This window comes from Streptomyces sp. NBC_00271, from assembly GCF_036178845.1.
Lineage (GTDB): Bacteria > Actinomycetota > Actinomycetes > Streptomycetales > Streptomycetaceae > Streptomyces.
The window spans coordinates 11341379-11361924 of the sequence record NZ_CP108070.1; the positions used below are offsets into that span (position 1 = coordinate 11341379).

Here is a 20546-nt window from a genome sequence, read left to right on the forward strand (position 1 = left end):
CACCGCAATCGCGATCAGCCGGCACGAACGAGAACGAGTGAGAGTCCGCACAGGGTGGCTTCGGCGACCTCGCTCGGCGCGCGCCTGTACGCACGATGCACAGGCTCAGGGGAGTTGGAGCAGTTGGAGTTCCATCAGTGGGGCGGCATGGGTATCGGCAATGCGGGGTGCCTTTCCGGGGGCCTTCGGGCATGCGTCAGACTCCCGTCATGAGCACCACGCGACGCCGACTCGGCACGGGCCCGACCGCCATCAGCAGCACACCGTCCGCGGAGGAGTCCCCACGGCTTCTGCCCGTCGAGCGAGTTGACCTCGGGGGACTCTTGAAGGCTCCCGAGCAGAGGGATCCGGAGCTGACGCGGTCGCGCCGGCGGGCGCTTCGCTCTCCTGAGGTGGGGGACTGACCAACGACTGCCTCGGACTCCTGATCCACGCCTACGAGTTGAGGCGTCGATTGGACTACGTGACGGGCGAGGAGCACCCGTCCGCGATGCACACGGCGTACGCCGCGGCTGCGCTGCTGGGCTGCTTGAGCAGCCCACCATCTCGGCAATGGCCCTCTCGCCCGCAGGTCGGCGGCCCGCACTTCGTGTACCAGCCCTGGGTGTCCCCGGGCCTGACCTATTGCCTGCTGGGACGCGGACATGCGGCGCGCCGTCGATTCCGTTGCCGCCCGACGCCGCGCACGCAACCGCGTCCGGCGTTGCCGGGGCCCATCATGAGGTCGACCCGTCCGTCCGTCGGTCAGTCCGGCTGCTTCTCCATGTGCTCCAGCACGCGGTTCGAGATCTGGGCGAGCGTGCTGAGCTCCTTTGGCGTCAAGGCGTCGATGAAGAGTCGGCGGACGTGCTCGACATGGAGGGGAGCGGCGGCTTCGATCGCCGCGTATCCGGCAGGAGTGGCGACGATGAACGCTCCGCGTCCGTCGTCGGGGCACTCCTCCCTGGCCACCAGTCCGCGCTTGGTCATCCGTGTGACCTGGTGGGACATCCGGCTCTTCTCCCACTCCACCAGAGTGGCCAGTTCCAGGAAGCGCAGCCGTCCGCCGGCTTCGGTGAGCTTGACGAGCACGATGTAGTCCGCGGCCGACATCTTGGAGTCGGTCTGCACCCGGCGAGACAGCCGGCCGATGAGCTTCTCCTGCATGCGGATGAAACTGTCCCAGGCAGCCTGCTGCTCGGGGTCGAGCCAGCGCGGTGTCTCCTTCATGAGTGCAGTGTAACGAAATTGTTGACAACTCACCTATTCGTCTCGCTCGGAAGCCGAAGCGTTGTTGACCTGGCCGAAGAAGGGTGAACCGATGTCGATCGTGAGGGCCGGGACAGAGACGGCGCCCTGCAGATAGCCGACCACCACGCCGCCGGCGGCAACCCCACGTACGTCTACCAGTTCGACTACCACCCCGCCCAGGACCCCGACCGTCTCGGTGCCGCACACTGCGTCGAACTGCCCTTCCTCTTCGGCACGTTCGACAACTATCCCGACAGCCCGATGCTGGGTCCCCCTCTGACACGGAGCGGGCCCTGGGACGGTCCTTCGCCACGGCTGTCTCCGCTTCGTCGCCACCGGCTCCGCGAGCGACTGGCTTCCGTACGCGCCTGCGGCCACCGCAAGGATCCGACACTTCAGCAGGTCTTCATCGTGATGCCGGGCGCCGGGCGCCGGGTCCGTAGCCCGTGGCCGATCCGCGTACCGCGGAAAGCGGCATCACAACGAAAGCGCGGCGGGACGTACCAGGCCCGTGCGCTTGACGCCGGTGAGAATGGGCGTCACCTCAATGTCGGAGATATGCGGCAGGGCCCCCACCGTGCCGGTGAGGAATGCGTAGAGCGCGCTCAGATCGGCGGCGGCCACCGCCACCAACAGACTGCTGGAGCCGGTTGTGGCGGCGGTGAAGCGCACCTGCGGATGCCGGCTGAGGATCTGCCCGGTCTCCTGCAACGCCCCTGGCATCGCCTTGATCCACAGCAGTGCCTCGGCGTGCACTCCCAGCAGAGCGAGATCGACTTCGGTGGCCAGTCGGACGGCATGCGCCTCCACCAGGGCGTCCAGGCGGCGACGTACGGTCCGTGGAGTCTTGCCGGTGCGGCCGGCAAGCTCCTCGTAAGTCATCCGGGAGTCCTCGATCAGCGCATCGATGAGTACGTCATCTCCCGGCAGCGAAGAGAGGGGCTCGGGGGAGGCATCGAAGCCGGGCGACAGCTGCGCGGACTCCTCCTGGGTCAGCAGTCCCGCGCTCCAGGCAAACCCCGCGGGAAAGACTCTCAGCAGGTCGTACGACGTCCAGGACTGCACGGCCGCGGTCGCAGGCAGGTCGCGCAGCACAAGCTCGTTGCGGGCATCGGGTCCGTTCAGGAAGAGCACGACGCAGATCTCGTCCCCTCCGCCCAGAATGTCGACCCAGACGGTGTCGCGGCGCCGAGCGAGGGTCGCGGCGATGGCGGTGATCCGATGGGGGCGGCAGCGGATGCGCAACACCATGGGGATGAGGCGGGGATAGAGGGCGGGATTGCGCACCGCCGTCGCCCGGAGGGTCTGGTCGTGGAACAGCGGTGCGGCGCGCCGCACGACCGTGCGCTCCGAAACACCCAGCACGTCGGCGACTTGCCGCCAGGAGGCGCGGGGGGACGCCAGCAGCACGGCCGTGATCCGCCGATCCACAGCATCAAGATCCTGGCGTACTTTCGGCACCCCAACCCCTCAGTGATCTTCTTCCTCCGGAGACGAGCGTATCCGGGGAGCGAGATTGTCGGGACGCGCTACGTGCCCAGCCCCGACGGATCGCGGACGACCGTCGCGCGCGATGTGCCTTCGGCAGCCGCGATCCGAGGATTCGTCTCGTCGAGCGTTTGGCGCATGATCGGCAGGGAGGGCCGCCGGTGTGGCGTAGTTTCCGCGCTTCCGGCACTGGAATGTATGTAAATCGGCAGAGAGTCCGTAGAACGGTCTTGTCAGCAGACGTGGTGGACGACCCTCGGCCGGGCGCGGACCCGGCCCCCTGCGGCCCCTGACACGCCCTCGACGACGACTTTCAGATGGTGGGGAGAAGACCATGACTGATCACGGAGCCGATCTGGTGATCCGGGCCGACGCGGTGCACATACTGGTGCCCGGCCAGGCCCCGCAGCGGGCACTGGCCGTACGGGGCGACCGCATAGCGGCTCTGTCCCCCGACCCGAACGGACTCGACCACTGGGTGACCGCCCGCACCATGGTCCACGACCTGCCCGGTGCCACGGTGCTGCCCGCGTTCGACGACACCCACACCCACCTGATCTACGCCGCGCTCGGCGCGCACGACGTGCCCGTGCATCAGGCGCGTACGATCCCCGCGTTCCTGGACCTGATCCGGCAGCGGGCCGAGGTCACCCCCGAGGGGGAGTGGATCCGCACCACCACGAACTGGCAGGAACTCAACCTGGCCGAGCGCCGCATGCCCACCGCGGCCGAACTCGACCGGGCCACCGACCGGCACCCAGTCCTGGTCAAGCGCGGCGGCCACAACGACGTCGTCAACACCTACGCGCTGCGGCTGGCGGGCATCAGCGAGGACACCCCCGTACCGCCCGGCGGTGTGATCGGCCGTGACGCGGACGGCAGGCTCGACGGTCGGCTGATCGACAACGCCCTGGGCCTGGTGGAGCGCCTGGTTCCGGCGCCGGACCGTTCCCAGCGGATCGACGGGTTGCGCCTGGCCACCAGCCAGTACGCCGCCACCGGCATCGGCACCGTGCGCGACTGCGCGGTCACCCCCGAGGACTACAAGGTGCTCCTCGCCGCCCGCGAGTCGGGGGCGCTGAGCATCCGGGTGCGGGCCCTGATCTCCGCGCTCGGCCTGACCGGCGCGGCCCAGGTGGAGGAGTTGCTCGACGTCATGGAGGACTGGCGCTACGGCTCCGACCCGTGGCTTCGGGTGTGGGGAGTGAAGTTCGGGCTCGACGGCGGGCTGGAGGCCGGGGCCACCGAAGAGCCGTACGCCTGTGACCACTCCTTCTCCGGCACGCTGACCTGGGAGCCAGACGCGCTGGTCGAGGCGGTCGAGGCCGTGGTCCGCCGCGGCTGGCGCGTCGGCACGCACGCCTACGGCGACCGCGCGGTTCGCATCCTCCTGGACGTCTACGAACGCGTCCTCTCCCGCAACCCCGGCCTGCCTGCCGGCACGCTGGTGATGGAGCACGGCGGTCTGGCCGACCCCGAACAGAGCGCCCGCGCCGTCGAGTTGGGCATCCCCGTCACCATCCAGCAGCCGCTGCTGCACGACACCGCCGAGGTGCAGGAGGGCTTCTGGGGCCCGGAACGCGTCGCCCGCCTCTTCCCGGCCCGTGGGTGGATCGACCTGGGCGCCCAGGTCAGCGCCGGATCCGACTTCCCCGTCGGCCAGTTCGGCGCCATGCGCTCCGTCTGGGGCATGACCACTCGGCAGACCGTCATCGGCGTCAAGGGCCCCGAGCACGCCATCACCTACCAGGAAGCTCTCGCCCTGCACACCACCAACGCCGCCCGCCTGTGCGGCGAGGAGAGCCTGCGCGGCGCCCTCACCCCGGGCCGCTTCGCCGACCTCACCGTCTGGGACCAGGACCCCGCCCACTGCCCCAGCGACGCCCTGCGCGATCTCAACCCCACCCACACCATCGTCGGCGGCCTCGTCATTACACGCGCCGACGCCCGCTAGGGTCTGTGCCCTCTCCGGACAGCCGATACCTCTGGTTCTTCTGGGCCGCTGCCCTCTGGCCGCAACCGGCCAGAGGGCAGCGGCCCAGTTGCGCGGGTGGGCGGTGTGTCAGGTGGTGATGGTGGCCACGGGTTCCAGGCCGTAGGTGCGGGCATAGCCGTTCTCGGTACCGACGAGGAGGTCGATGACCTCGAAGTAGCGGTCCCAGAACGGGGTTTCGCGCAGTGCGTCGATGAGGAGCTGGTAGGCGTGGTGGTCTTCGGCTTCCCACACCCAGACGTCGGTGACGCGCGCGGAGTAGAACTCGGTGTCGTAGAAACGTGACCGGACGCCGTTGGTCTTGGCCTCGATGGCCGGCAGGACCTGGGTGGTGAAGGCGTCGACGCGTTGTTGGACGGTCAGGGCGAGCCACTCGGGTGTGGTCTTGACCAGTATGAAGGCCGTGACCGGCGGTTCGGTCTTTTCAGCGGGCATCAGGGTGCCTCCGAAGTGGCAGGTGGTCTTGGTCCGCCCGGCTCTATGTGTTCCGGCGGCGGGTGGTGTGCTTCAGGAGAGGACGGCGGGCTTGAGTGTCTGGGCGCACCACTGCTCGAAGCTGGTGGGGAAGGTGGTGTCCGGAGTGCGGGCGATGCCGGCGTCGAGACCCTCGTCCTTGGCCCGCTTCATGTCGACGATGCCCTGGACGAATGCCTCGTTGAGGCCGTAGCCGACGAGGGTGGTGTACAGCTCGTCGAGCGGCTGGCGTTCGTAGCGGACGGGGCGGCCTAGCTGTTCGGTCATGATGCGGGCCAGGTCATTGGGGGACAGGTCCTGCGGCCCGAGGACCGGGACGCTGTCGGTGCCGGACCACGAGCGGTTCAGCAGCAGGCCGGCGGCGGCGGCCGCGATGTCGGCGACAGCGACGAGGGGGGCCTTGCGGTCGGCGTCGACGGTGTCGGTGAAGACGCCCTTGTCGCGGATCGAGTCGGACTCCTCCAGGAGGTTCTCGAAGAAGGACGGGTTGGCCAGGGCACGGTAGGCGACGCCGGTGTCGGCGATGAGGTCGTCCATGGCGAGGGAGGCGGCGACGAGGCCGGCCCGGTCGGCGAGCGGGGTGCCGCGGCCGAGCGCGGAGACGCCGACGACATGGCCGACGCCGTGGGCGGCGAGTGCCTTGACGGCGGGGCGGGTGAAACCGCTGTAGGCGTCCTGCGGGGTCAGGGAGGCGTCCGGGGGGACGAGCCAGAAGACGGCGTCCGCACCCTCGAAGGCCCGGTCGAGGACCTCGGCTTCTGCGTGCGAGCCGGTGACCACCTCGACACGTCCGCGCGCCGCGTCCGGAAGCCGGGCGGGATCGCGCACGACCACGCGCAATTCCTCGCCCGCGGCGGGGGCTGACTCCAGGAGCCGGGAGAGCAGGTGACGGCCGATGTTCCCGGTGGGAGCAGTAATGACGATCATGAAAACCTCGCAGGTCGCGCCGGTTCGGTACGCCCCCTCATCCTGCTGAGGGTCTCCGTGCTGCCACAATGGGAACTTCGGCACGGAATCATTGACTGAAATGGAATAATGCTGGTGAGCAGCCCGGATCCGGTCATCGACGCCAATCTCGCCATCGCGCTGGATGCTCTGCTGGCCGAGCACAGCGTGACCCGCGCCGCCGCCCGTCTGCACACCTCGCCCGCAGCCATGAGCCGCACCCTCGCCCGTCTGCGCCGCATCCTCCAGGACCCCCTCCTGGTCCGGGCCGGACAGACCATGGTCCCCACCCCACGCGCCCAGGCCCTGCGCGAGGAAGCCGCCGCAGTGGTACGCAGCCTCGGAGCGCTGCTCAGCCCTGGCGCGAGCGTCGACCCCGCCGGCCTCAGCGGCACCTTCACCCTCCAAGCCGCCGACCTGGTCGGCGCGGCACTGACCCCCGGACTGCTGCAACTGGCCCAGCGGGAGGCGCCGGGGGTCTCGTTCCGGATCCGGGCCGAAGAACTGGAGGCCGGACCCGGCCTGCGCGACGGCCGGATCGACCTGGAGATCGGATCCATCGACCACGTGGACCCCGAAACCCAGGTCGAAGAACTGGTCAGCCTCCGAATGGTGGCAGCCGTCCGGCCCGGCCATCCGCTCACCGAAGGGCCGCTGACCCCGGTCCGGCTTGCTGCCGCCCAACACGTCGTGGTCAGCCGCCGCGGCCGGTTCACCGGCCCCCTCGACACCGCCCTGGCCGAGCAGAACCTCCATCGGCGGGTGAGCGTCGTCCTTCCCAGCCACCTGGCCGCGATGACCCTCGCCGCCCGCAGCGACATCGTCTGCCTCGTGCCCGCCGCACCCCCCGGTGCTGCCCCCTCACCCCTCACCTACGACGCCGGCGCCCTCGGACTGCACCTCCTCGACATCCCCCTGGCACTGCCACCGCTGACCATCGGCATGGCCTGGCACCCCCGACACACAGCCGACGGAGCCCACCACTGGCTCCGCAACGCCGTCCGCCGGACTCTCTGCACACCAACAGCACCTTCTGAGATCACCGTGGCGGACGCGATCGACCCCGAGTAGTACGACACCGCCCCGGGCGAGGTCGGGCGAGGCGGTCGAAGACGTTCTGCCAGGTGTGGGTCCGTTCGGCGTGTCGGCGCCGACACGCCAGGATCGCTGCCTTCTCACCCCTGTGCGCGATGCGGCCGTGCGAGCCGCGTGGCGTCTTTACGCAGGACCGCCCGCACATGCCCGATCAGTCTCTCCCCGTCAGCTACCACCGACAACTGACGGTCCCACTCTGTACGCCTTTCTGCTATCGGAGCGTCAGGCGGCGAGCACGCCGATGGCAGCGTTCATCTGGAGCTCGTCACGGGGCGCCTCCGACGTGTTCTTCGCCGAACGACACGGTTCCCCTCCAGGAGTCCCGATCCGTCAAGGTTGCCTCGTAGGAGGGCCCGTGACCTGGTCGCCGGGCGCGAGCTGCTCCAGGAGCGGCCCACTCAGGCAGTCCGTCTGCCCCTGCTCCATCGCGCGGGAGGAGCACGCCCAGGCCGCGGCCGCGCGGTAGTCCTGGTAGCGCGCGCTGTCGGGGGGCAACCACAAGGAGAACACCAAGTAGCAGCCTGCCGCCGATATCAGGGACAGCAGGATCGGCAGCACGCCCATGAACCGCGCCCGACCCGGCGACCGCCGGTCGGCACCGTCCTTGCCCCTCGCCGCCCTGGCATCCATCAGCCAGAGACAGGAATACACCCAGGTCGCACATACCTCGGCCGCAACATCCTGCATAACTTCGGCACCCGCAGCTACCTCTCCTCCGATCCCCTCGACGGGTTCATGCCCTACGCCACCGACGGGGCGCCACCGGACATGCAGGTGATGGCCTCGAAGAGGAGAAGTCCCTGATCCACCAGCTCCTCCCTCGAGATGTCCAGAACTCCGTTGAACCAGCTCAGCAGCATCTCGCTGACCGCGCCCACGACGGCCACGGACATGGTGGTGGTGTCGATCCGGGGATCGTGAAGCCCTTCCCTCAGGAGGGAGTCCACGAGGCCGCTCATGCGCTGCAGGCCCAGACGTCGTTCGCGTGCTGTGAGGGGACCGGCACCCAGGGATTCCGCGAGTTTGACGCGCCCTTTTCTCGGGTCTTGCAGAGGAAGTCCGACGATGACGTCGATCATGTTTCGAGCCCGGTCGCGCAGCGGCTGGTCTGTGCCGATCGCCTCGGCGCATCGGGTGACCTGCTCCTCGTAGATGTCTTTCATGAGTGCTGCCATGAGATCGTCGAGGGATGAGAAGCTCTCCGTGAAGTACCTGTCCTTCAGCCTGGCGTGGCGGAGTACCGCACTGATCGACGTGTGGGCGTATCCCTGGCTGGAGAAGAGTTCGAGACCGCTTTCCATGAGGCGCCGACGGCGGAGCGATGCGCGCTGTTCCGCCGTTGCTCCGCCATATGTCCTCACGATGTGCCACCTCTCCTTGAGGCGTCCTGCCCATGGTGCGATGTCGCGCACCGGAGCCCGGTCTGCCGACCGCGATGCTCACCGGCATCGTCTGAGGTTTTGAGCCGTCGGTCCGGCCTTCCCTCGTCGGGCGGCGACCAAAGTTTTTCCGCCCATATTCTACCCATCTGGTGATGCGTTACCCCAGATGGGTGTAATGTCGCAATTATTCAGTCGTGAACCGTGAAAGCGCTCCTCGCGAGGCCGGTACCAGCCGCAAGGGGCGTCGCAGATGTGGCCCACCCGCAGGCTCGACGCGCCGGGCCACGCGCAGGAAAGCCATGACCGGTATCGGCCTGCGTACCGCGCTGAGCGCCCTCGTGCCCGCTGGTCATCCACGTATCGAACATCACGGAGTGCCGTGGTCCCACGGCCATGCCGAGGGGAGAGTTCACCATGAATCCCCACCACCTGTTCATCGGCGGACGCTGGGTGCACACGTCCGGCGATCGCGTCATCAACGCCGTGTCCGCGAGTACCGGCGATCACCTTGGTGCTGTGCCGGACGGTTCCCGGGAGGACATCGACCGGGCGGTCGGAGCCGCTCGTGCCGCATTCGACGCACCGACCGGCTGGGCCTCCTGGGGCACTGAACGTCGCGCGGCCGCCATGATCCGTCTCGCGGACGCGCTCGATGCCAGGAAGGAGGCGACGTCCGACGCCGTCAGCGCGCAGAACGGCATGCCGATCACTGTCGCCCGGTCCTTCGAAGGTGTGGTGCCGTCAGCTCTGCTGCGCTATTACGCGGGTCTGGCCGCCAGCATGCCGTGCGAGGAACTGCGTACCGGACTGCCCCGTGGCACCACCCTGGTCCGCAGGGAACCCGCAGGCGTCGTAGCCGCCATCATGACCTGGAACTTCCCTCAGACCATCGCCTTTTTCAAGATAGCCCCGGCTCTGGCGGCCGGTTGCGTGCTCGTCCTCAAACCGGCGCCGGAGACGGTCCTCGACTCGGTGCTGCTGGCGGAGGCGATCCAGGAAGCGGGCATCCCCGACGGCGTGATCAACATCGTTCCGGGCGGCCGCGACACCGGCGCGTATCTGGTCTCCCATCCTGACATCGACAAGGTGTCGTTCACCGGATCCACCAGAGCGGGACGCCAAGTGGCCGCCGCATGTGCCGAGTTGCTGCGGCCGGTGACCCTGGAACTGGGAGGCAAGTCCGCCGCCGTCGTCCTAGACGACGTCGACCTCGCCGCGAACTCGGAGCAGTTCTTCATGGCCAGTCTGCTGAACAACGGTCAGACCTGTTACGCGAGTACCAGGATCCTGGCCTCCCGCAGCAGGTATCGGGAAGTGGTCGAGTTCTGTACGGCGATGGCCCATGACGCCGTCGTCGGTGACGCGCTCGACCCCGACACCCAGATCGGCCCGCTCGTCAGCCAGCGCCAGCGCGAACGTGTGCTGGGTTACATCAAGACCGGCCTCAACGAGGGGGCTCGGCTCACCACCGGAGGAGGCCGGCCGGCCGGCCTCGATCGAGGCTGGTTCGTCGAACCCACCGTATTCGCCGACGTCGACAACTCATCGACCATCGCGCAGGAAGAGATATTCGGCCCGGTCCTCACGATCACGTCCTACGAGGGCGAGGATGAGGCAGTGCGCCTGGCGAACGAGTCGGTCTACGGCCTCGCCGGCACCGTCTGGACCACGGACTTGGACCACGGTGCCCAGGTGGCCCGCCGTTTCCGGACCGGCACCGTCGGGCTCAACGGCTATCTGCCCGACCTCACCTCCCCCTACGGAGGCAGGAAGGCCAGCGGACTCGGCACCGAACTGGGGCCCGAGGGTCTTCACACATACCAGCAAGTCCAGTCGATCTACCACCCCTGATGCGACGGTCGGCATGCGTCGCCCAGCTCGGGCGAGTGCAGGCGACGGCCGTCCGCCGGGCGAGGAAGCCAGCGTGAACTCCACCGGAACCGAAGGATTCGACTACGTCATCGTGGGCGCCGGCAGCGCCGGTTGTGTGCTCGCAGACCGCTTGAGCCGCGACGACCGCGTCCGCGTCCTGCTCCTCGAAGCGGGCGGCCCCGACACCGACGAACTCATCCACATCCCGGCCGCGCTCGGAATGCTCTTCGGATCGTCTACCGACTGGAGCTATCGGACCGTCGAGCAGTCCCAGCCGAGCCGCACCTTCTCCTGGCCCCGGGGCAAGACACTGGGCGGGTCGTCATCCACCAACGTCATGATCTACACCCGGGGCAACCGGCACGACTACGACGGCTGGCGTGACGAGCACGGTGCGAAAGACTGGGGCTACGACGACGTACTGCCGTATTTCGTGAAGTCCGAGTCGAACCGCCGCCTCGGTGAGCCCTACCACGGTTCGGACGGACCCCTGCACGTCGAGGACCGCGTCTACACCCACGAACTCTCACGGTCCTGGCTGGACGCCGCCGTGGAATGGGGACTGGACCGCAACGACGACTTCGCGGGTGAGTCCCCTGTCGGCGCCGGCCTGTACCAGGTGACATGCCATCACGGGCGACGGTGGTCCGCGGCCGACGCCTATCTGCGCCCTGCCCTTGACCGACCCAACCTCACGGTACGCACCGGCGCCATGGCAACGAAGATCACACTCGACGGATCACGCGCGGCCGGCGTCACCTATCTCCGGGACGGACAGGAGCGGACGGCCCACGCCGACAGGGAGATCCTGCTCTGCGGCGGATCCGTCAACTCGCCCCAGCTGCTGCTCCTGTCGGGCATAGGCGATCCCGACGAGCTGCGCGATGTGGGGATAGACGCCCGCGTCCCCCTGCCGGGGGTCGGGCGGAACCTGCAAGACCATTTGATGGCTCCCGTTGTGTGGGACACCCGCAACTCCACTGACGTCGTCCGGGACCTGCTCACCCCGGACAACCTCGAACGGTGGCGCGCCCACGGCGACGGGCCCTTCGCCTCCAACTACGGCGAGGTCGGCGCGTTCCTCAACGTCACGGACGGCGACAGCCGTCCTGACGTGCAGTTGGTGGGAGGGGCCACGGCACTCATTCTCAGCGGTGAGGAAGTACCTGACCGGCCGGTGTTCTCGATGAACTGCTGCCCCCTGAACCCGCGGACTCGCGGCACCGTCCGTCTCGCGTCGGCTGATCCGCAGGCCCCACCGCTGATCGATCCCCGGTACTTCGACGTACCCGCGGATGCGTCGGTCATGGTCGCCGGACTCAGAGCGGTCATGGGCATCGCCCGCTGCGCACCGTTCGCCGGGTACCTGGCACGGGCGTACCTGCCGGCCAGTGACGACCTGGACTGTCTGGACGGCATGGACGACGCGGCTCTCGAAGAGCACGTCCGCAGGTGGAGTGCCACGGCCTATCACCCAGTGGGCACCTGCGCCATGGGAACCGGAGACGACTCCGTCGTCAATTCGGACCTGGAGGTCCACGGAGTCGAGCGAGTCCGTGTCGTCGACGCCTCGGTCATGCCGACCGTCATCAGCGGAAACACCAACGCACCCACGATCATGATCGCCGAAAAGGCGGCCGAGCGGATCGGGGAGCAGTGGCGCCGTCGCAGTGGCGAACGACACCGGTTGGACGGCGCCCAAGGACCGGATCAAGGGCCTCCAGCGGACGGTGAAGCAGGCCAAGGCATCCGGACGGCCGCCCATCGCCCTGATCGGCGCCTGCCTGGGAAAGAACGCTGATCTCTACGTGGCGGTCGGCGTCGGCGCGAGCCAAGGGCTGTTCGTTGTCGTTCCGGACGGTGGCGATGGCGGTGGCGGTGGCGGTGGCGAGAACATGGACGCGCTCGAGGTTCTCGCTCTGGAACCGGGGGCTGATGCGCTGGAAGTCCTGGGTGTCGAAGAAGAGTTGATCGCCTCCGGATGATTGCGGGCGACGACGCCGGCGAGTGCGCTCACGACGGCGACTCCTATGCCCAGAGATGCGGAGGTTGTCCACGTGGCCCGCATGAGTGATGAGGAGTCCCACGAGCAGGGCGAGGAGGAGCACTAGGCGCGGCTCCTGGTGGTCGCGGTCCTGAAGACGGAGACACCAGAGGTGCGTTCCTTTGCCGGTTCGGGCGTGCAGTAGTGATGCCGAGGAGGGGGCTCTGCTCTGCTGTGAGTTAGGGCCTGTCCGGCAGGTTCTGCCGGACAGGCCCTTGGTCCCGAGGAGGGCTCAGCGCTTGAGCGTGAAGGTGAAGTCGCCGGAGAGCTTGCCGCTCAGCCGGATTGCCGAAACGAGTTTCCCCTCCGTGATCAGTCTCTCGACCTCAGCCCGCGAAAGACCGCACCCTTCAGCGATCAGTCGCGCCGGCCGGACAGGGATCCGCGCCGCAAAGCGGACCGAGACGTCGATCACCTCGCGGTCCAGGTGATCCGATCCGCCGGTGTCGAGGCGCCAGGCGTTGTCCCAGTCGAGGGCGATGCGGTTGCGGCGCCGCACGAGCGGATCCTGGAGCAACTCAGCTGCCAGACCAGGGTCGTTGTCATGCAGCCGGTCCAGCAGCTCAGGTTGTACGGAGCGCACATTCATCCGCTCCAGGACCGTGAGCTTTGTCGTTTCCCCGCAAGCGGTGCAGAGCGCGAGGAGCCAGGCGTCGATGAGCTTGTGGTTGGCGTTGACGCGAAATTTACCGCTGGTCCGGAAGCGCTCGGACGCGCACGCGTGGCAACGGCGGAGAACGAGCGGCAGGCAAGTGGGCACGACCACCCAGTTTTCGAGCACAGAAATACACCGGTTTCAGTGAGAAGTCCGCAGCAAAAAGAAGCGCGGCGCACATGCGCGACGCGCGACAAATCAGCGCTCGGGAGGTCTCACACGGTGTACAACGGCACGTCCTTGACTAGACGACTTGGTCCGGCAGCACGGTAATGGCGTACAGCGGTGCTGTTCCACTGGTTTTCGAGCGCCTCACCGACCGGTTCTTTTCAGCGGATCATGGACGAAGCCAGATCCGGATCGCGGCGACGGTGACGGTGCTGTGGAAGACGTAGGCCCGCATTTCGTACCTCGTGGCCACGGCCCGGAAGTTCTGTCTCTCGGCTCGGGGAAGGTGTGCTTGATCTGGTGTCTGCGCAGGTAGCGGCGGCTGCGACGGGAGTTGTACGCCTTGTCGCCGCCGAGGTGATCGGGTCGGATGCGAGGATGCCCGCCGCCCAGGCGGGCGACGCGGATGTCTTCCACGACTGGAATGAGCTGCGGTGCTTCCCCCCACTGCCCCTGGTGTGATCACGACTGACAGCGGGCGGCCCCCACCTTCACCGGCCAGATGGATCTCGCAGGTCAGTCCGCCCCGGGAGCGTCCGAGTCCCTCGTCGGGGAGGTGCGGTCGGGGCGTGCGTCTTTCCCCGGCATTCGCGGCGGATTCTTGCGCGCTCTGGCGGCGTGTCGGTGGCGCGACAGGAGGTGGAATCCACGCTCGCCATGGACCAGTCGATGCGGTCGGCCGCGTCGGCGTCGGCTTTGACGGCCCGCAGGATCTCCCCACGACGAGCGCAACGACCCCGGCCCGAACCAGTCACATGACCTGCCGGACAGGCCCTAGGCGCAATGCCGTTGCCTTTGCTGTAGGCGTACTGTGCTTGGCAGTTCGTCCCGGGGGTGGTTCGGGTGGCTGCGAGTGTGTCTGACTTATCGGGTCTCGGTCTGTTGACCTGGGTGTATCCGCCAGGCTTGGTGGACCGGGTGGTGGCGGCGTGCGGTCGTGCCGAGCGGCGTCAGCGACTGCTTCCCGCGCGGCTGGTGGTGTACTTCGTGCTGGCGTTGGCCCTGTTCTCACCTGCCCCGTATCTGGAAGTGATGCGCCATCTCGTCGAGGGCTTGCGGGGCTCGGGGCTGCTGGGCAACTGGCGTGTTCCGGCGAAGTCCTCACTGTTCAGGGCCCGGCAGCGGCTGGGCTCCGAGCCGCTGCGGGTGCTGTTCGCCACGACCGCGAAGCCCATGGCGACCGAGGCGACGCCCGGCGCGTTCTGGCGGGGCTTGCGGCTGCTCGCCGTCGACGGCACGTGCTGGGACGTCGCGGACAGTGAAGCCAACGAGACTGCCTTCGGACGTCCGGGCAGTGGCCGCGGGTCGGGCAGGAGCGCGTTTCCGCAAGTGCGAATGGCAGCTCTGGTGGAGATCGGCAGCCATGCGGTGCTGGACGCGGAACTGGCCGGCTGCCGCACCGGGGAAGTCACTCTGGTAGGCCGCCTACCACGTTCGACCGGCCCAGGTCAGCTGATCCTGGCCGACCGTGAGTTCCTTGGCGTCGCGTTGTGGCAGGCGTTCACAGCCACCGGCGCCGACCTGCTGTGGCGGGTGCCCGCCAACCGCGTCCTGCCCGTCACCAAACAGTTCCGCGACGGGTCATGGCTCTCACACATCAGAGCGAGCAGCGGCCCGGCCCGCAAGGAGCCGGTTGTGGTCCGTGTCCTGGCCTACCGGCTCAAGGACCGGGCCGGTGAGGGTGAGACCGACGGCTATCGCCTGGTCACCAGCCTGCTGGACGCCCGACGCTATCCTGCCCGGCAGATGGCCGCGCTCTACCGCGAACGCTGGGAGATCGAGTCCGTCTTCGCCGAGATCAAGACCCATCAGCGTGGCGCACGCGTCGTGCTCAGCAGTAAAACACCCGACGGTGTTCACCAGCAGATCTGGGCACACCTGCTGGTCCACCACGCTCTGCGGGAACTCATGCTGAGAACGGCTGCCACCCGTGGCCTGGACCCTGACCGGGTCTCCTTCACCGAAACCCTGCGCTCTGCCCGGCGCAGCGTGACCGTCACGCCGGGCAGTTTTTCCCCCTGACCTCCTGGTCAGAGCACTGGTGATGCTCGAGCAGGACCTCCTGGAACGGCTCCTGCCCGTCAGACGCCTCCGCAGCCAGCCCCGCGTGGTGAAACGCAAGATGTCCAACTACCACCTCAAGCGAACTGAACACCGTTCCTGGCCACAGCCGACCCGCACCGGACCTCAAGCGGTCCTCATCACAAGACCCCAACCCGCAAGCCCGTAACGCAACGGCATTGGCCCTAGGCGGCCTTCAACCGCGGCATGGTCCAGTTCCTCTCGCGCATGATGCTGGCGGAGCCCAATGAATGCCCACTTCCCGGGAGAATCGCCGGGTGACCGCCACGGCACCATCACGGACGCGTTCTACGCCGAGCGCGAACCGCACATGGTGCACGAACCTCGCTTGCCTCAACTCACGGCCGTACGACTGGTTGGACGCGCCGCCGCGCACGGAGCTGGGTCCCACTGGATCCGCGGACCTGTGTCACTGATCAGTGGTGTCATCTGTGTCATCGGCGCCCCGGCCCGAGGGGAAGGCACCTCGTTCGGGTTCGGTTTCGTCGTACCTATCCCCGCGCTGTACGCCTTGCTGTACGGTCGGAACATGTCGAAGTCAGTGACAATCCGAGTCCCTGAAGAGCTCCACGCGCAGCTGCAGGAGCGGGCCGAAGCCGAGGGCACCACGGTCACCGCGCTCATCACCGAGGCCGCGCACAACGCGGTCCGCGATCCCCGCCTGGACAGCGCCGCCGACGTCTTCCGTGCGTTCGTCGCCGACAACGCGGCCGCGTTCGACGCGGCGTTTCCCGACGACGCTCCCGCTCGGCTGGACGCCTCTGGACGGGCTGCTGCCTGACCATGGAGCTCCATATCGACATCCGCTGGCTGCTGGAGCGTCAGTCGGAAGTGCTGCCCAAGCACCCCTCGGTCCACGACTTCTCCAACCTCGTGGCCGCCGTCGCGCGCCACCGGGTCAACACCCCCCAGGTCGGCGTCGCCGTCGACAACGCCTGGCGGGCGGCGGCCCTGATGCACGCGATCATCCGGCTGCGCCCCCTCCCGGCCCGCAACGCCTTGTACGGTGCCGCGATCGTCACGGCGTACATGGGCGCCGCGGGCGAGGCTGTGGACCCGCCGTACGGTGCGCTGATCGACCTCGCTCGCGACATCGATGCCGGCCGCGTCGACGGATACGACGCAGCCGACCGCATCCGCTCGTGGCGGATCTGAACTCACCCCCTATGCAGCGCGGTGTCCTGCATGGTGCGGTTTTGGGCAGCGGAGCGTGATGACACTCGGGGCCGTCGGCCACCGGCACAAGGGCGCTGCATGTGTGGCGGGGCCGCCCCTGTACAGGGAAGCGCCATGCAGCAAACGGTTCGCTCGGGCTTTCGGCGATGGCATCGGCTACTCCCCGGTCGGCACCGGCACCGGCACTGGATCCGGCTCCGGCACCGGATCCGGCCAGGTGGTGCCGCTGGGGAGGACTACGACTACGGCACGTACGACCAGTAGGCGAGCCGCGTGAGCAAAGGGCGGTCATCCCCTCGGGGGTGACCGCCCTTTGTGTTGTTCGGGTGTCCTTTCGAGTGATCACGCCGTTTCCATGGCAGGGCCGATCGGCGCCGGTCCTCGGGTGTGCCACGTTGAGGCCCCAGCTCAGCCGGACCGACGGGAGCGGAGGACCGACGCCATGACGTCTGTGATCGCCCGAGGCCTTGCCATGACAGCGATGCTCGCCGCGCTGGCCGCGGCAGCGGGGTGCAAGGACGACGGAGGGGGTGACGGGCAGCCGACACCTCAGCCGACTGGGACCACCGCGACCGGGTCCGTACAGAGCACTGCGTCCGACGGCGGCCCCGAGCTGGGCAGAGTCGACGTCGGCGACGGCTCGGACGAAGGACGTACAGTGCCGGAGATCCATGTCCCGACCGCGAACGTGGGCGAGCCGGCCGGGGGCAGGGTGGACTTCGTCAACACCGGCCAGGTGCCGACGACGTTGCAGCACTTCGCCGCCGCCACCGATACCGGTGAGACCTCGATCACCGAGAACGGCTGCGAGAACGTCGAGCTGCAGCCCGGCGAGAAATGTCAGGTCGTGCTCTCGCACACCGCTGAGGAGCCGGGACGGTTCAGCGTGACTCTGACGGCCGTGACCTCCCAAGGAACGACGCTCACCGTGCCCCTCTCCGGGGAGGCGGTGGAAGCGTCCGGCTGCTGGGCTCGGGCCTTGTCCTGTTACTGCTGGGCTTCCCGGTCTTCTTGGATCACCTTGCTGCGACGGGCCGCGTGCCGTGGCCCGCTGAGCGACTGCCCCGCCCAGCCAAGCACCAGCAGCACGATCAGCCCGCACACGAGCAGGAACCACAGCGGAAGGAAGATGGCGTCCGGGCTCTTGGCCAGCATGGCCTGCACGGAGAACTGCAGATCTTCGGGGATCACCCCGAGTGCGGTGTAGTAGGCGCGCTGGTAGACGTTGCCAAAGTAGTACAGCAGCCCGATGGCCACAGTCCCGGGCGCCGCGATGTAGGCCGCCTTGTCCAGAAACCCGGACTTCGGCGGCCGTGGGGGAGGCTCGGTTGCCGACCTGGGCGGCGGCTCCTCGGGCGCGGGCATGGCACCAGTCTGTTCACCGGTTGCCCTGCCCGCACGTGAGGCGAGTCCGCTCGAATGACCAGGGCGGGAGGCGGGCGTGGTCGTGGAGCCGCTCTGATTCCTTCAGGCCTGGGCTCCACCCGGACCCCGGACCCTGCGCGCCCGGCCAACCCATCCGGATGCTCCGACGCACCCCTGCGTACCCTGTCTCCGTGTCAGCCTCCCGCCTGCGTCGCGTCGCCGTTCTTGTGCTCGAGGGTGCGAAGCCGCTCGATGTCGGAATCCCCGCGCAGGTGTTCACCACGCGCGCGAGCATGCCGTACGAGGTGCGGCTGTGCGGCGCGGCACCTGGTCTCGTGACCGGTGGCGACGGCCTTTCGTACCACGTCGCCCACGGCCTTGACGCACTTGCGTGGGCCGACATCGTCTTCATCCCCGGCTATCGCTTCCCGGACCGTGACGATCCGCCGCAGGCCGTCGTCGACGCGCTGATCACTGCCCACGACCGGGGCGCTCGGCTCGCCGCCATCTCGACGGGCGCTTTCGCGCTCGCCGCGACGGGCCTGCTCGACGGCAGGCGTGCCACGACGCACTGGCACTACGCACGGGCGCTGCTGGCGAGGCATCCGCTCGTCGAGGTCGACGAGAACGTTCTGTTCGTCGACGAGGGCAGCGTGCTGACGTCGGCCGGCGCCGCCTCGGGCATCGACCTGTGCCTGCACATTCTGCGCGGCGACCTCGGGGTGGCTGCATCGAACCACGCGGCCCGGCGATTGGTCGCGGCCCCCTACCGCAGCGGCGGTCAGGCGCAGTATGTGCCGCGCAGCGTGCCTGAGCCGCTCGGTGAGCGATTCGCCGAGACCCGCGAGTGGGCGCTGCACCGGCTCGACGAGCCCCTCACCCTCGAGGTACTGGCGCGACAGGCGGCGGTCTCGCCGCGCACGTTCTCGCGGCGCTTCGTAGCGGAGACCGGGTACACGCCGATGCAGTGGGTCATGCGAGCCCGCATCGACATGGCCCGCGAGCTGCTCGAGCGTTCGCAGCGCAGCGTCGAGCAGATCGCCACTGATGTCGGTCTCGGCACCGGTGCGAATCTGCGACTGCACTTCCATCGCATCCTCGGCACCACACCGAGCGAGTACCGGCGCACCTTCACCCAGGGCGAGTAGCCCCGCCACCGGCGCCCTTGGCGCGATCCTTTTGAACCGTGGCGATCCCGCCACTGTCACCGGTGAGTGCCGCGAGCGAGCCTTGGTGGCGAACCGAAGGGACAGCACATATGACTCGCATCGCCATCAACGGATTCGGCCGCATCGGGCGCAACGTGCTGCGCGCACTGCTCGAACGCGACAGCACCCTCGAGGTCGTCGCCGTCAACGACCTCACGGAGCCCGCCACCCTCGCGCGACTGCTCGCCTACGACACGACGGCCGGCCGACTCGGTCGCCCGGTGACCGTCGACGGCGACGCCCTCGTCGTCGACGGCCGTCGCATCAAGGTGCTCGCCGAGCGTGAACCGGCGCAGCTGCCGTGGGCCGAACTCGGTGTCGACATCGTCCTCGAAGCGACCGGCCGCTTCACCTCGGCCGAGGCTGCCCGCGCCCACCTCGATGCGGGCGCGAAGAAGGTGCTGGTCAGCGCGCCGTCGGACGGCGCTGACGTTACGTTGGCGTTCGGGGTCAACAGCGACACGTACGACCCGACCCTGCACACGATCGTCTCGAACGCCTCGTGCACGACCAACGCGCTCGCACCGCTGGCCGCGGTACTCGACGAGCTCGCCGGCATTGAGCACGGCTTCATGACGACGGTGCACGCCTACACGCAGGAACAGAACCTGCTGGATGGTCCGCACCGCGACGCCCGTCGCGCCCGAGCTGCCGCCGTCAACATCGTGCCGACCACGACGGGTGCCGCCAAGGCGATCGGCCTCGTGCTGCCGAACCTGGCCGGCAAGCTGTCGGGCGACTCGATCCGTGTGCCGGTTCCGGTGGGCTCGATTGTCGAGCTCAACACGACCGTCACTCGTGACGTGACGCGCGACGACGTGCTGACCGCGTACCGCGCCGCGGCGGATGGGCCGCTCGCCGGCATCCTCGAGTACTCGGACTTCCCGCTCGTGTCCTCCGACATCACGGGCAATCCGGCCTCGTCGATCTTCGACTCGGCCCTCACCCGGGTCGACGGCCGGCACGTGAAGGTCGTCGCCTGGTACGACAACGAGTGGGGCTTCTCGAACCGCGTGATCGACACACTCCAGCTCCTCGCCACCCGCTGACCCGAGCGTGTCCGGACTCACGGGATGCGATGACGGCGCCCATGCCACTGGTTAGTGGTCGTCATCGCATCCCGTGACTCCAGTCGGCCTCGATTGGGGCTCTGCCATTGGCGGTGGCCCGGGACATGGGCTGACCGGTCGCTTATCTGCCGGGGCTGACGATGAGGTACTTGACCAACGCAAGTTGCTGGCCGGGCGGATCGAGGAGCGGGCTGATACCGCCGCGGCGGCCCCGGTCTCGGGGGTGGGCGCCTGCAAGAAGCTGGGATACTTGCAGGTGATCGCTTCTCCTTCGACGTCGATGCTGGGCAACTGCCGGT

19 protein-coding genes and 1 pseudogene are annotated in these 20546 nt (G+C 68.3%); 10 read left to right on the forward strand and 10 right to left on the reverse strand.

Translation table 11 applies throughout. From position 1 onward, the window contains the following. Positions 1 to 744 precede the first annotated feature (744 nt). From OG798_RS51775 to OG798_RS51785, 3 genes are all read right to left on the reverse strand, one after another. A complete protein-coding gene (locus tag OG798_RS51775; protein ID WP_095850179.1) occupies positions 745 to 1209 on the reverse strand; it encodes a MarR family winged helix-turn-helix transcriptional regulator in 465 nt (154 codons plus the stop codon). A gap of 33 nt (positions 1210 to 1242) precedes the next feature. Next, the gene (locus tag OG798_RS51780; protein WP_328759791.1) at positions 1243 to 1437 is read right to left on the reverse strand and encodes a hypothetical protein; all 195 of its coding nucleotides are present in this window, start codon (positions 1435 to 1437) and stop codon (positions 1243 to 1245) included. Between the two features lie 270 nt (positions 1438 to 1707). Further along, entirely contained in the window at positions 1708 to 2661 is a 954-nt protein-coding gene (locus OG798_RS51785; RefSeq protein ID WP_306458678.1) for an Lrp/AsnC family transcriptional regulator, read from the reverse strand. A 391-nt stretch (positions 2662 to 3052) separates the two neighbouring features. Between OG798_RS51785 and OG798_RS51790 the strand changes: the two genes are divergently transcribed. Beyond that, positions 3053 to 4672 carry an amidohydrolase gene (locus OG798_RS51790; RefSeq protein WP_328759793.1) on the forward strand — a complete coding sequence of 540 codons (1620 nt, stop codon included), beginning with the start codon at positions 3053 to 3055 and terminating at the stop codon, positions 4670 to 4672. Positions 4673 to 4780: 108 nt separating this feature from the next. Here OG798_RS51790 and OG798_RS51795 read toward each other — a convergent pair whose 3' ends face one another. Both OG798_RS51795 and OG798_RS51800 read right to left on the reverse strand, forming a co-directional pair. After that, a complete protein-coding gene (locus OG798_RS51795) occupies positions 4781 to 5146 on the reverse strand; it encodes a darcynin family protein (RefSeq protein ID WP_328759795.1) in 366 nt (121 codons plus the stop codon). Between the two features lie 72 nt (positions 5147 to 5218). After that, positions 5219 to 6112: an NAD(P)H-binding protein gene (locus OG798_RS51800; RefSeq protein ID WP_328759798.1), complete on the reverse strand. Its 894-nt coding sequence runs from the start codon at positions 6110 to 6112 to the stop codon at positions 5219 to 5221. 108 nt (positions 6113 to 6220) lie between these two features. Here OG798_RS51800 and OG798_RS51805 point away from each other — a divergent pair, with 108 nt between their 5' ends. Further along, positions 6221 to 7201, forward strand: coding sequence for a LysR family transcriptional regulator (locus tag OG798_RS51805; protein WP_328759800.1), 981 nt, complete (start codon positions 6221 to 6223; stop codon positions 7199 to 7201). A 354-nt stretch (positions 7202 to 7555) separates the two neighbouring features. Here OG798_RS51805 and OG798_RS51815 read toward each other — a convergent pair whose 3' ends face one another. Both OG798_RS51815 and OG798_RS51820 read right to left on the reverse strand, forming a co-directional pair. Further along, positions 7556 to 7855: a hypothetical protein gene (locus tag OG798_RS51815; protein ID WP_328759802.1), complete on the reverse strand. Its 300-nt coding sequence runs from the start codon at positions 7853 to 7855 to the stop codon at positions 7556 to 7558. 110 nt (positions 7856 to 7965) lie between these two features. Beyond that, the gene (locus OG798_RS51820) at positions 7966 to 8637 is read right to left on the reverse strand and encodes a TetR/AcrR family transcriptional regulator (protein ID WP_143669607.1); all 672 of its coding nucleotides are present in this window, start codon (positions 8635 to 8637) and stop codon (positions 7966 to 7968) included. Positions 8638 to 9021: 384 nt separating this feature from the next. Here OG798_RS51820 and OG798_RS51825 point away from each other — a divergent pair, with 384 nt between their 5' ends. The 3 genes from OG798_RS51825 (at position 9022) to OG798_RS51835 (ending at position 12464) form a co-directional block, all read left to right on the forward strand. After that, the gene (locus tag OG798_RS51825) at positions 9022 to 10458 is read left to right on the forward strand and encodes an aldehyde dehydrogenase (RefSeq protein ID WP_328759806.1); all 1437 of its coding nucleotides are present in this window, start codon (positions 9022 to 9024) and stop codon (positions 10456 to 10458) included. Between the two features lie 73 nt (positions 10459 to 10531). Continuing rightward, the gene (locus tag OG798_RS51830; RefSeq protein WP_328759808.1) at positions 10532 to 12280 is read left to right on the forward strand and encodes a GMC family oxidoreductase; all 1749 of its coding nucleotides are present in this window, start codon (positions 10532 to 10534) and stop codon (positions 12278 to 12280) included. Then, the gene (locus OG798_RS51835; RefSeq protein WP_143670915.1) at positions 12210 to 12464 is read left to right on the forward strand and encodes a hypothetical protein; all 255 of its coding nucleotides are present in this window, start codon (positions 12210 to 12212) and stop codon (positions 12462 to 12464) included. Before OG798_RS51830 ends, OG798_RS51835 begins: the two co-directional genes overlap by 71 nt. Positions 12465 to 12755: 291 nt before the next feature. Here the strand turns inward: OG798_RS51835 and OG798_RS51840 are convergent, their stop codons facing one another. Both OG798_RS51840 and OG798_RS51845 read right to left on the reverse strand, forming a co-directional pair. Further along, positions 12756 to 13304 carry a DUF1062 domain-containing protein gene (locus OG798_RS51840; protein ID WP_328759811.1) on the reverse strand — a complete coding sequence of 183 codons (549 nt, stop codon included), beginning with the start codon at positions 13302 to 13304 and terminating at the stop codon, positions 12756 to 12758. A 211-nt stretch (positions 13305 to 13515) separates the two neighbouring features. Next, positions 13516 to 14059 (reverse strand): annotated as a pseudogene (locus OG798_RS51845) (transposase); the annotation flags it as partial. Positions 14060 to 14201: 142 nt separating this feature from the next. Here OG798_RS51845 and OG798_RS51850 point away from each other — a divergent pair. From OG798_RS51850 to OG798_RS51860, 3 genes are all read left to right on the forward strand, one after another. Next, positions 14202 to 15368 carry an IS4 family transposase gene (locus OG798_RS51850; RefSeq protein ID WP_328758923.1) on the forward strand — a complete coding sequence of 389 codons (1167 nt, stop codon included), beginning with the start codon at positions 14202 to 14204 and terminating at the stop codon, positions 15366 to 15368. Positions 15369 to 15957: 589 nt separating this feature from the next. Next, a complete protein-coding gene (locus OG798_RS51855; protein WP_067383353.1) occupies positions 15958 to 16209 on the forward strand; it encodes a YlcI/YnfO family protein in 252 nt (83 codons plus the stop codon). Between the two features lie 2 nt (positions 16210 to 16211). Next, positions 16212 to 16583: a hypothetical protein gene (locus tag OG798_RS51860; RefSeq protein ID WP_060894523.1), complete on the forward strand. Its 372-nt coding sequence runs from the start codon at positions 16212 to 16214 to the stop codon at positions 16581 to 16583. Between the two features lie 1008 nt (positions 16584 to 17591). Here OG798_RS51860 and OG798_RS51865 read toward each other — a convergent pair. After that, entirely contained in the window at positions 17592 to 17969 is a 378-nt protein-coding gene (locus OG798_RS51865; RefSeq protein ID WP_328759814.1) for a hypothetical protein, read from the reverse strand. 191 nt (positions 17970 to 18160) lie between these two features. On the opposite strand from OG798_RS51865, the gene OG798_RS51870 reads away from it, so the two are divergent. Both OG798_RS51870 and gap read left to right on the forward strand, forming a co-directional pair. After that, the gene (locus OG798_RS51870) at positions 18161 to 19117 is read left to right on the forward strand and encodes a GlxA family transcriptional regulator (RefSeq protein WP_097228508.1); all 957 of its coding nucleotides are present in this window, start codon (positions 18161 to 18163) and stop codon (positions 19115 to 19117) included. 110 nt (positions 19118 to 19227) lie between these two features. Beyond that, the gene (gap, locus tag OG798_RS51875) at positions 19228 to 20226 is read left to right on the forward strand and encodes a type I glyceraldehyde-3-phosphate dehydrogenase (protein WP_095850165.1); all 999 of its coding nucleotides are present in this window, start codon (positions 19228 to 19230) and stop codon (positions 20224 to 20226) included. Positions 20227 to 20546: the final 320 nt, after the last annotated feature.

What these genes read in the sequence shown, in the direction of transcription:
- OG798_RS51775 (WP_095850179.1), bottom strand. Translation starts at nt 1,209, where the DNA reads ATGAAGGAGACACCGCGCTGGCTCGACCCCGAGCAGCAGGCTGCCTGG.
- OG798_RS51790 (WP_328759793.1), top strand. Translation starts at nt 3,053, where the DNA reads ATGACTGATCACGGAGCCGATCTGGTGATCCGGGCCGACGCGGTGCAC.
- OG798_RS51815 (WP_328759802.1), bottom strand. Translation starts at nt 7,855, where the DNA reads ATGGATGCCAGGGCGGCGAGGGGCAAGGACGGTGCCGACCGGCGGTCG.
- gap (WP_095850165.1), top strand. Translation starts at nt 19,228, where the DNA reads ATGACTCGCATCGCCATCAACGGATTCGGCCGCATCGGGCGCAACGTG.
- OG798_RS51800 (WP_328759798.1), bottom strand. Translation starts at nt 6,112, where the DNA reads ATGATCGTCATTACTGCTCCCACCGGGAACATCGGCCGTCACCTGCTC.
- OG798_RS51825 (WP_328759806.1), top strand. Translation starts at nt 9,022, where the DNA reads ATGAATCCCCACCACCTGTTCATCGGCGGACGCTGGGTGCACACGTCC.
- OG798_RS51795 (WP_328759795.1), bottom strand. Translation starts at nt 5,146, where the DNA reads ATGCCCGCTGAAAAGACCGAACCGCCGGTCACGGCCTTCATACTGGTC.
- OG798_RS51860 (WP_060894523.1), top strand. Translation starts at nt 16,212, where the DNA reads ATGGAGCTCCATATCGACATCCGCTGGCTGCTGGAGCGTCAGTCGGAA.
- OG798_RS51865 (WP_328759814.1), bottom strand. Translation starts at nt 17,969, where the DNA reads ATGCCCGCGCCCGAGGAGCCGCCGCCCAGGTCGGCAACCGAGCCTCCC.
- OG798_RS51805 (WP_328759800.1), top strand. Translation starts at nt 6,221, where the DNA reads ATGCTGGTGAGCAGCCCGGATCCGGTCATCGACGCCAATCTCGCCATC.
- OG798_RS51855 (WP_067383353.1), top strand. Translation starts at nt 15,958, where the DNA reads ATGTCGAAGTCAGTGACAATCCGAGTCCCTGAAGAGCTCCACGCGCAG.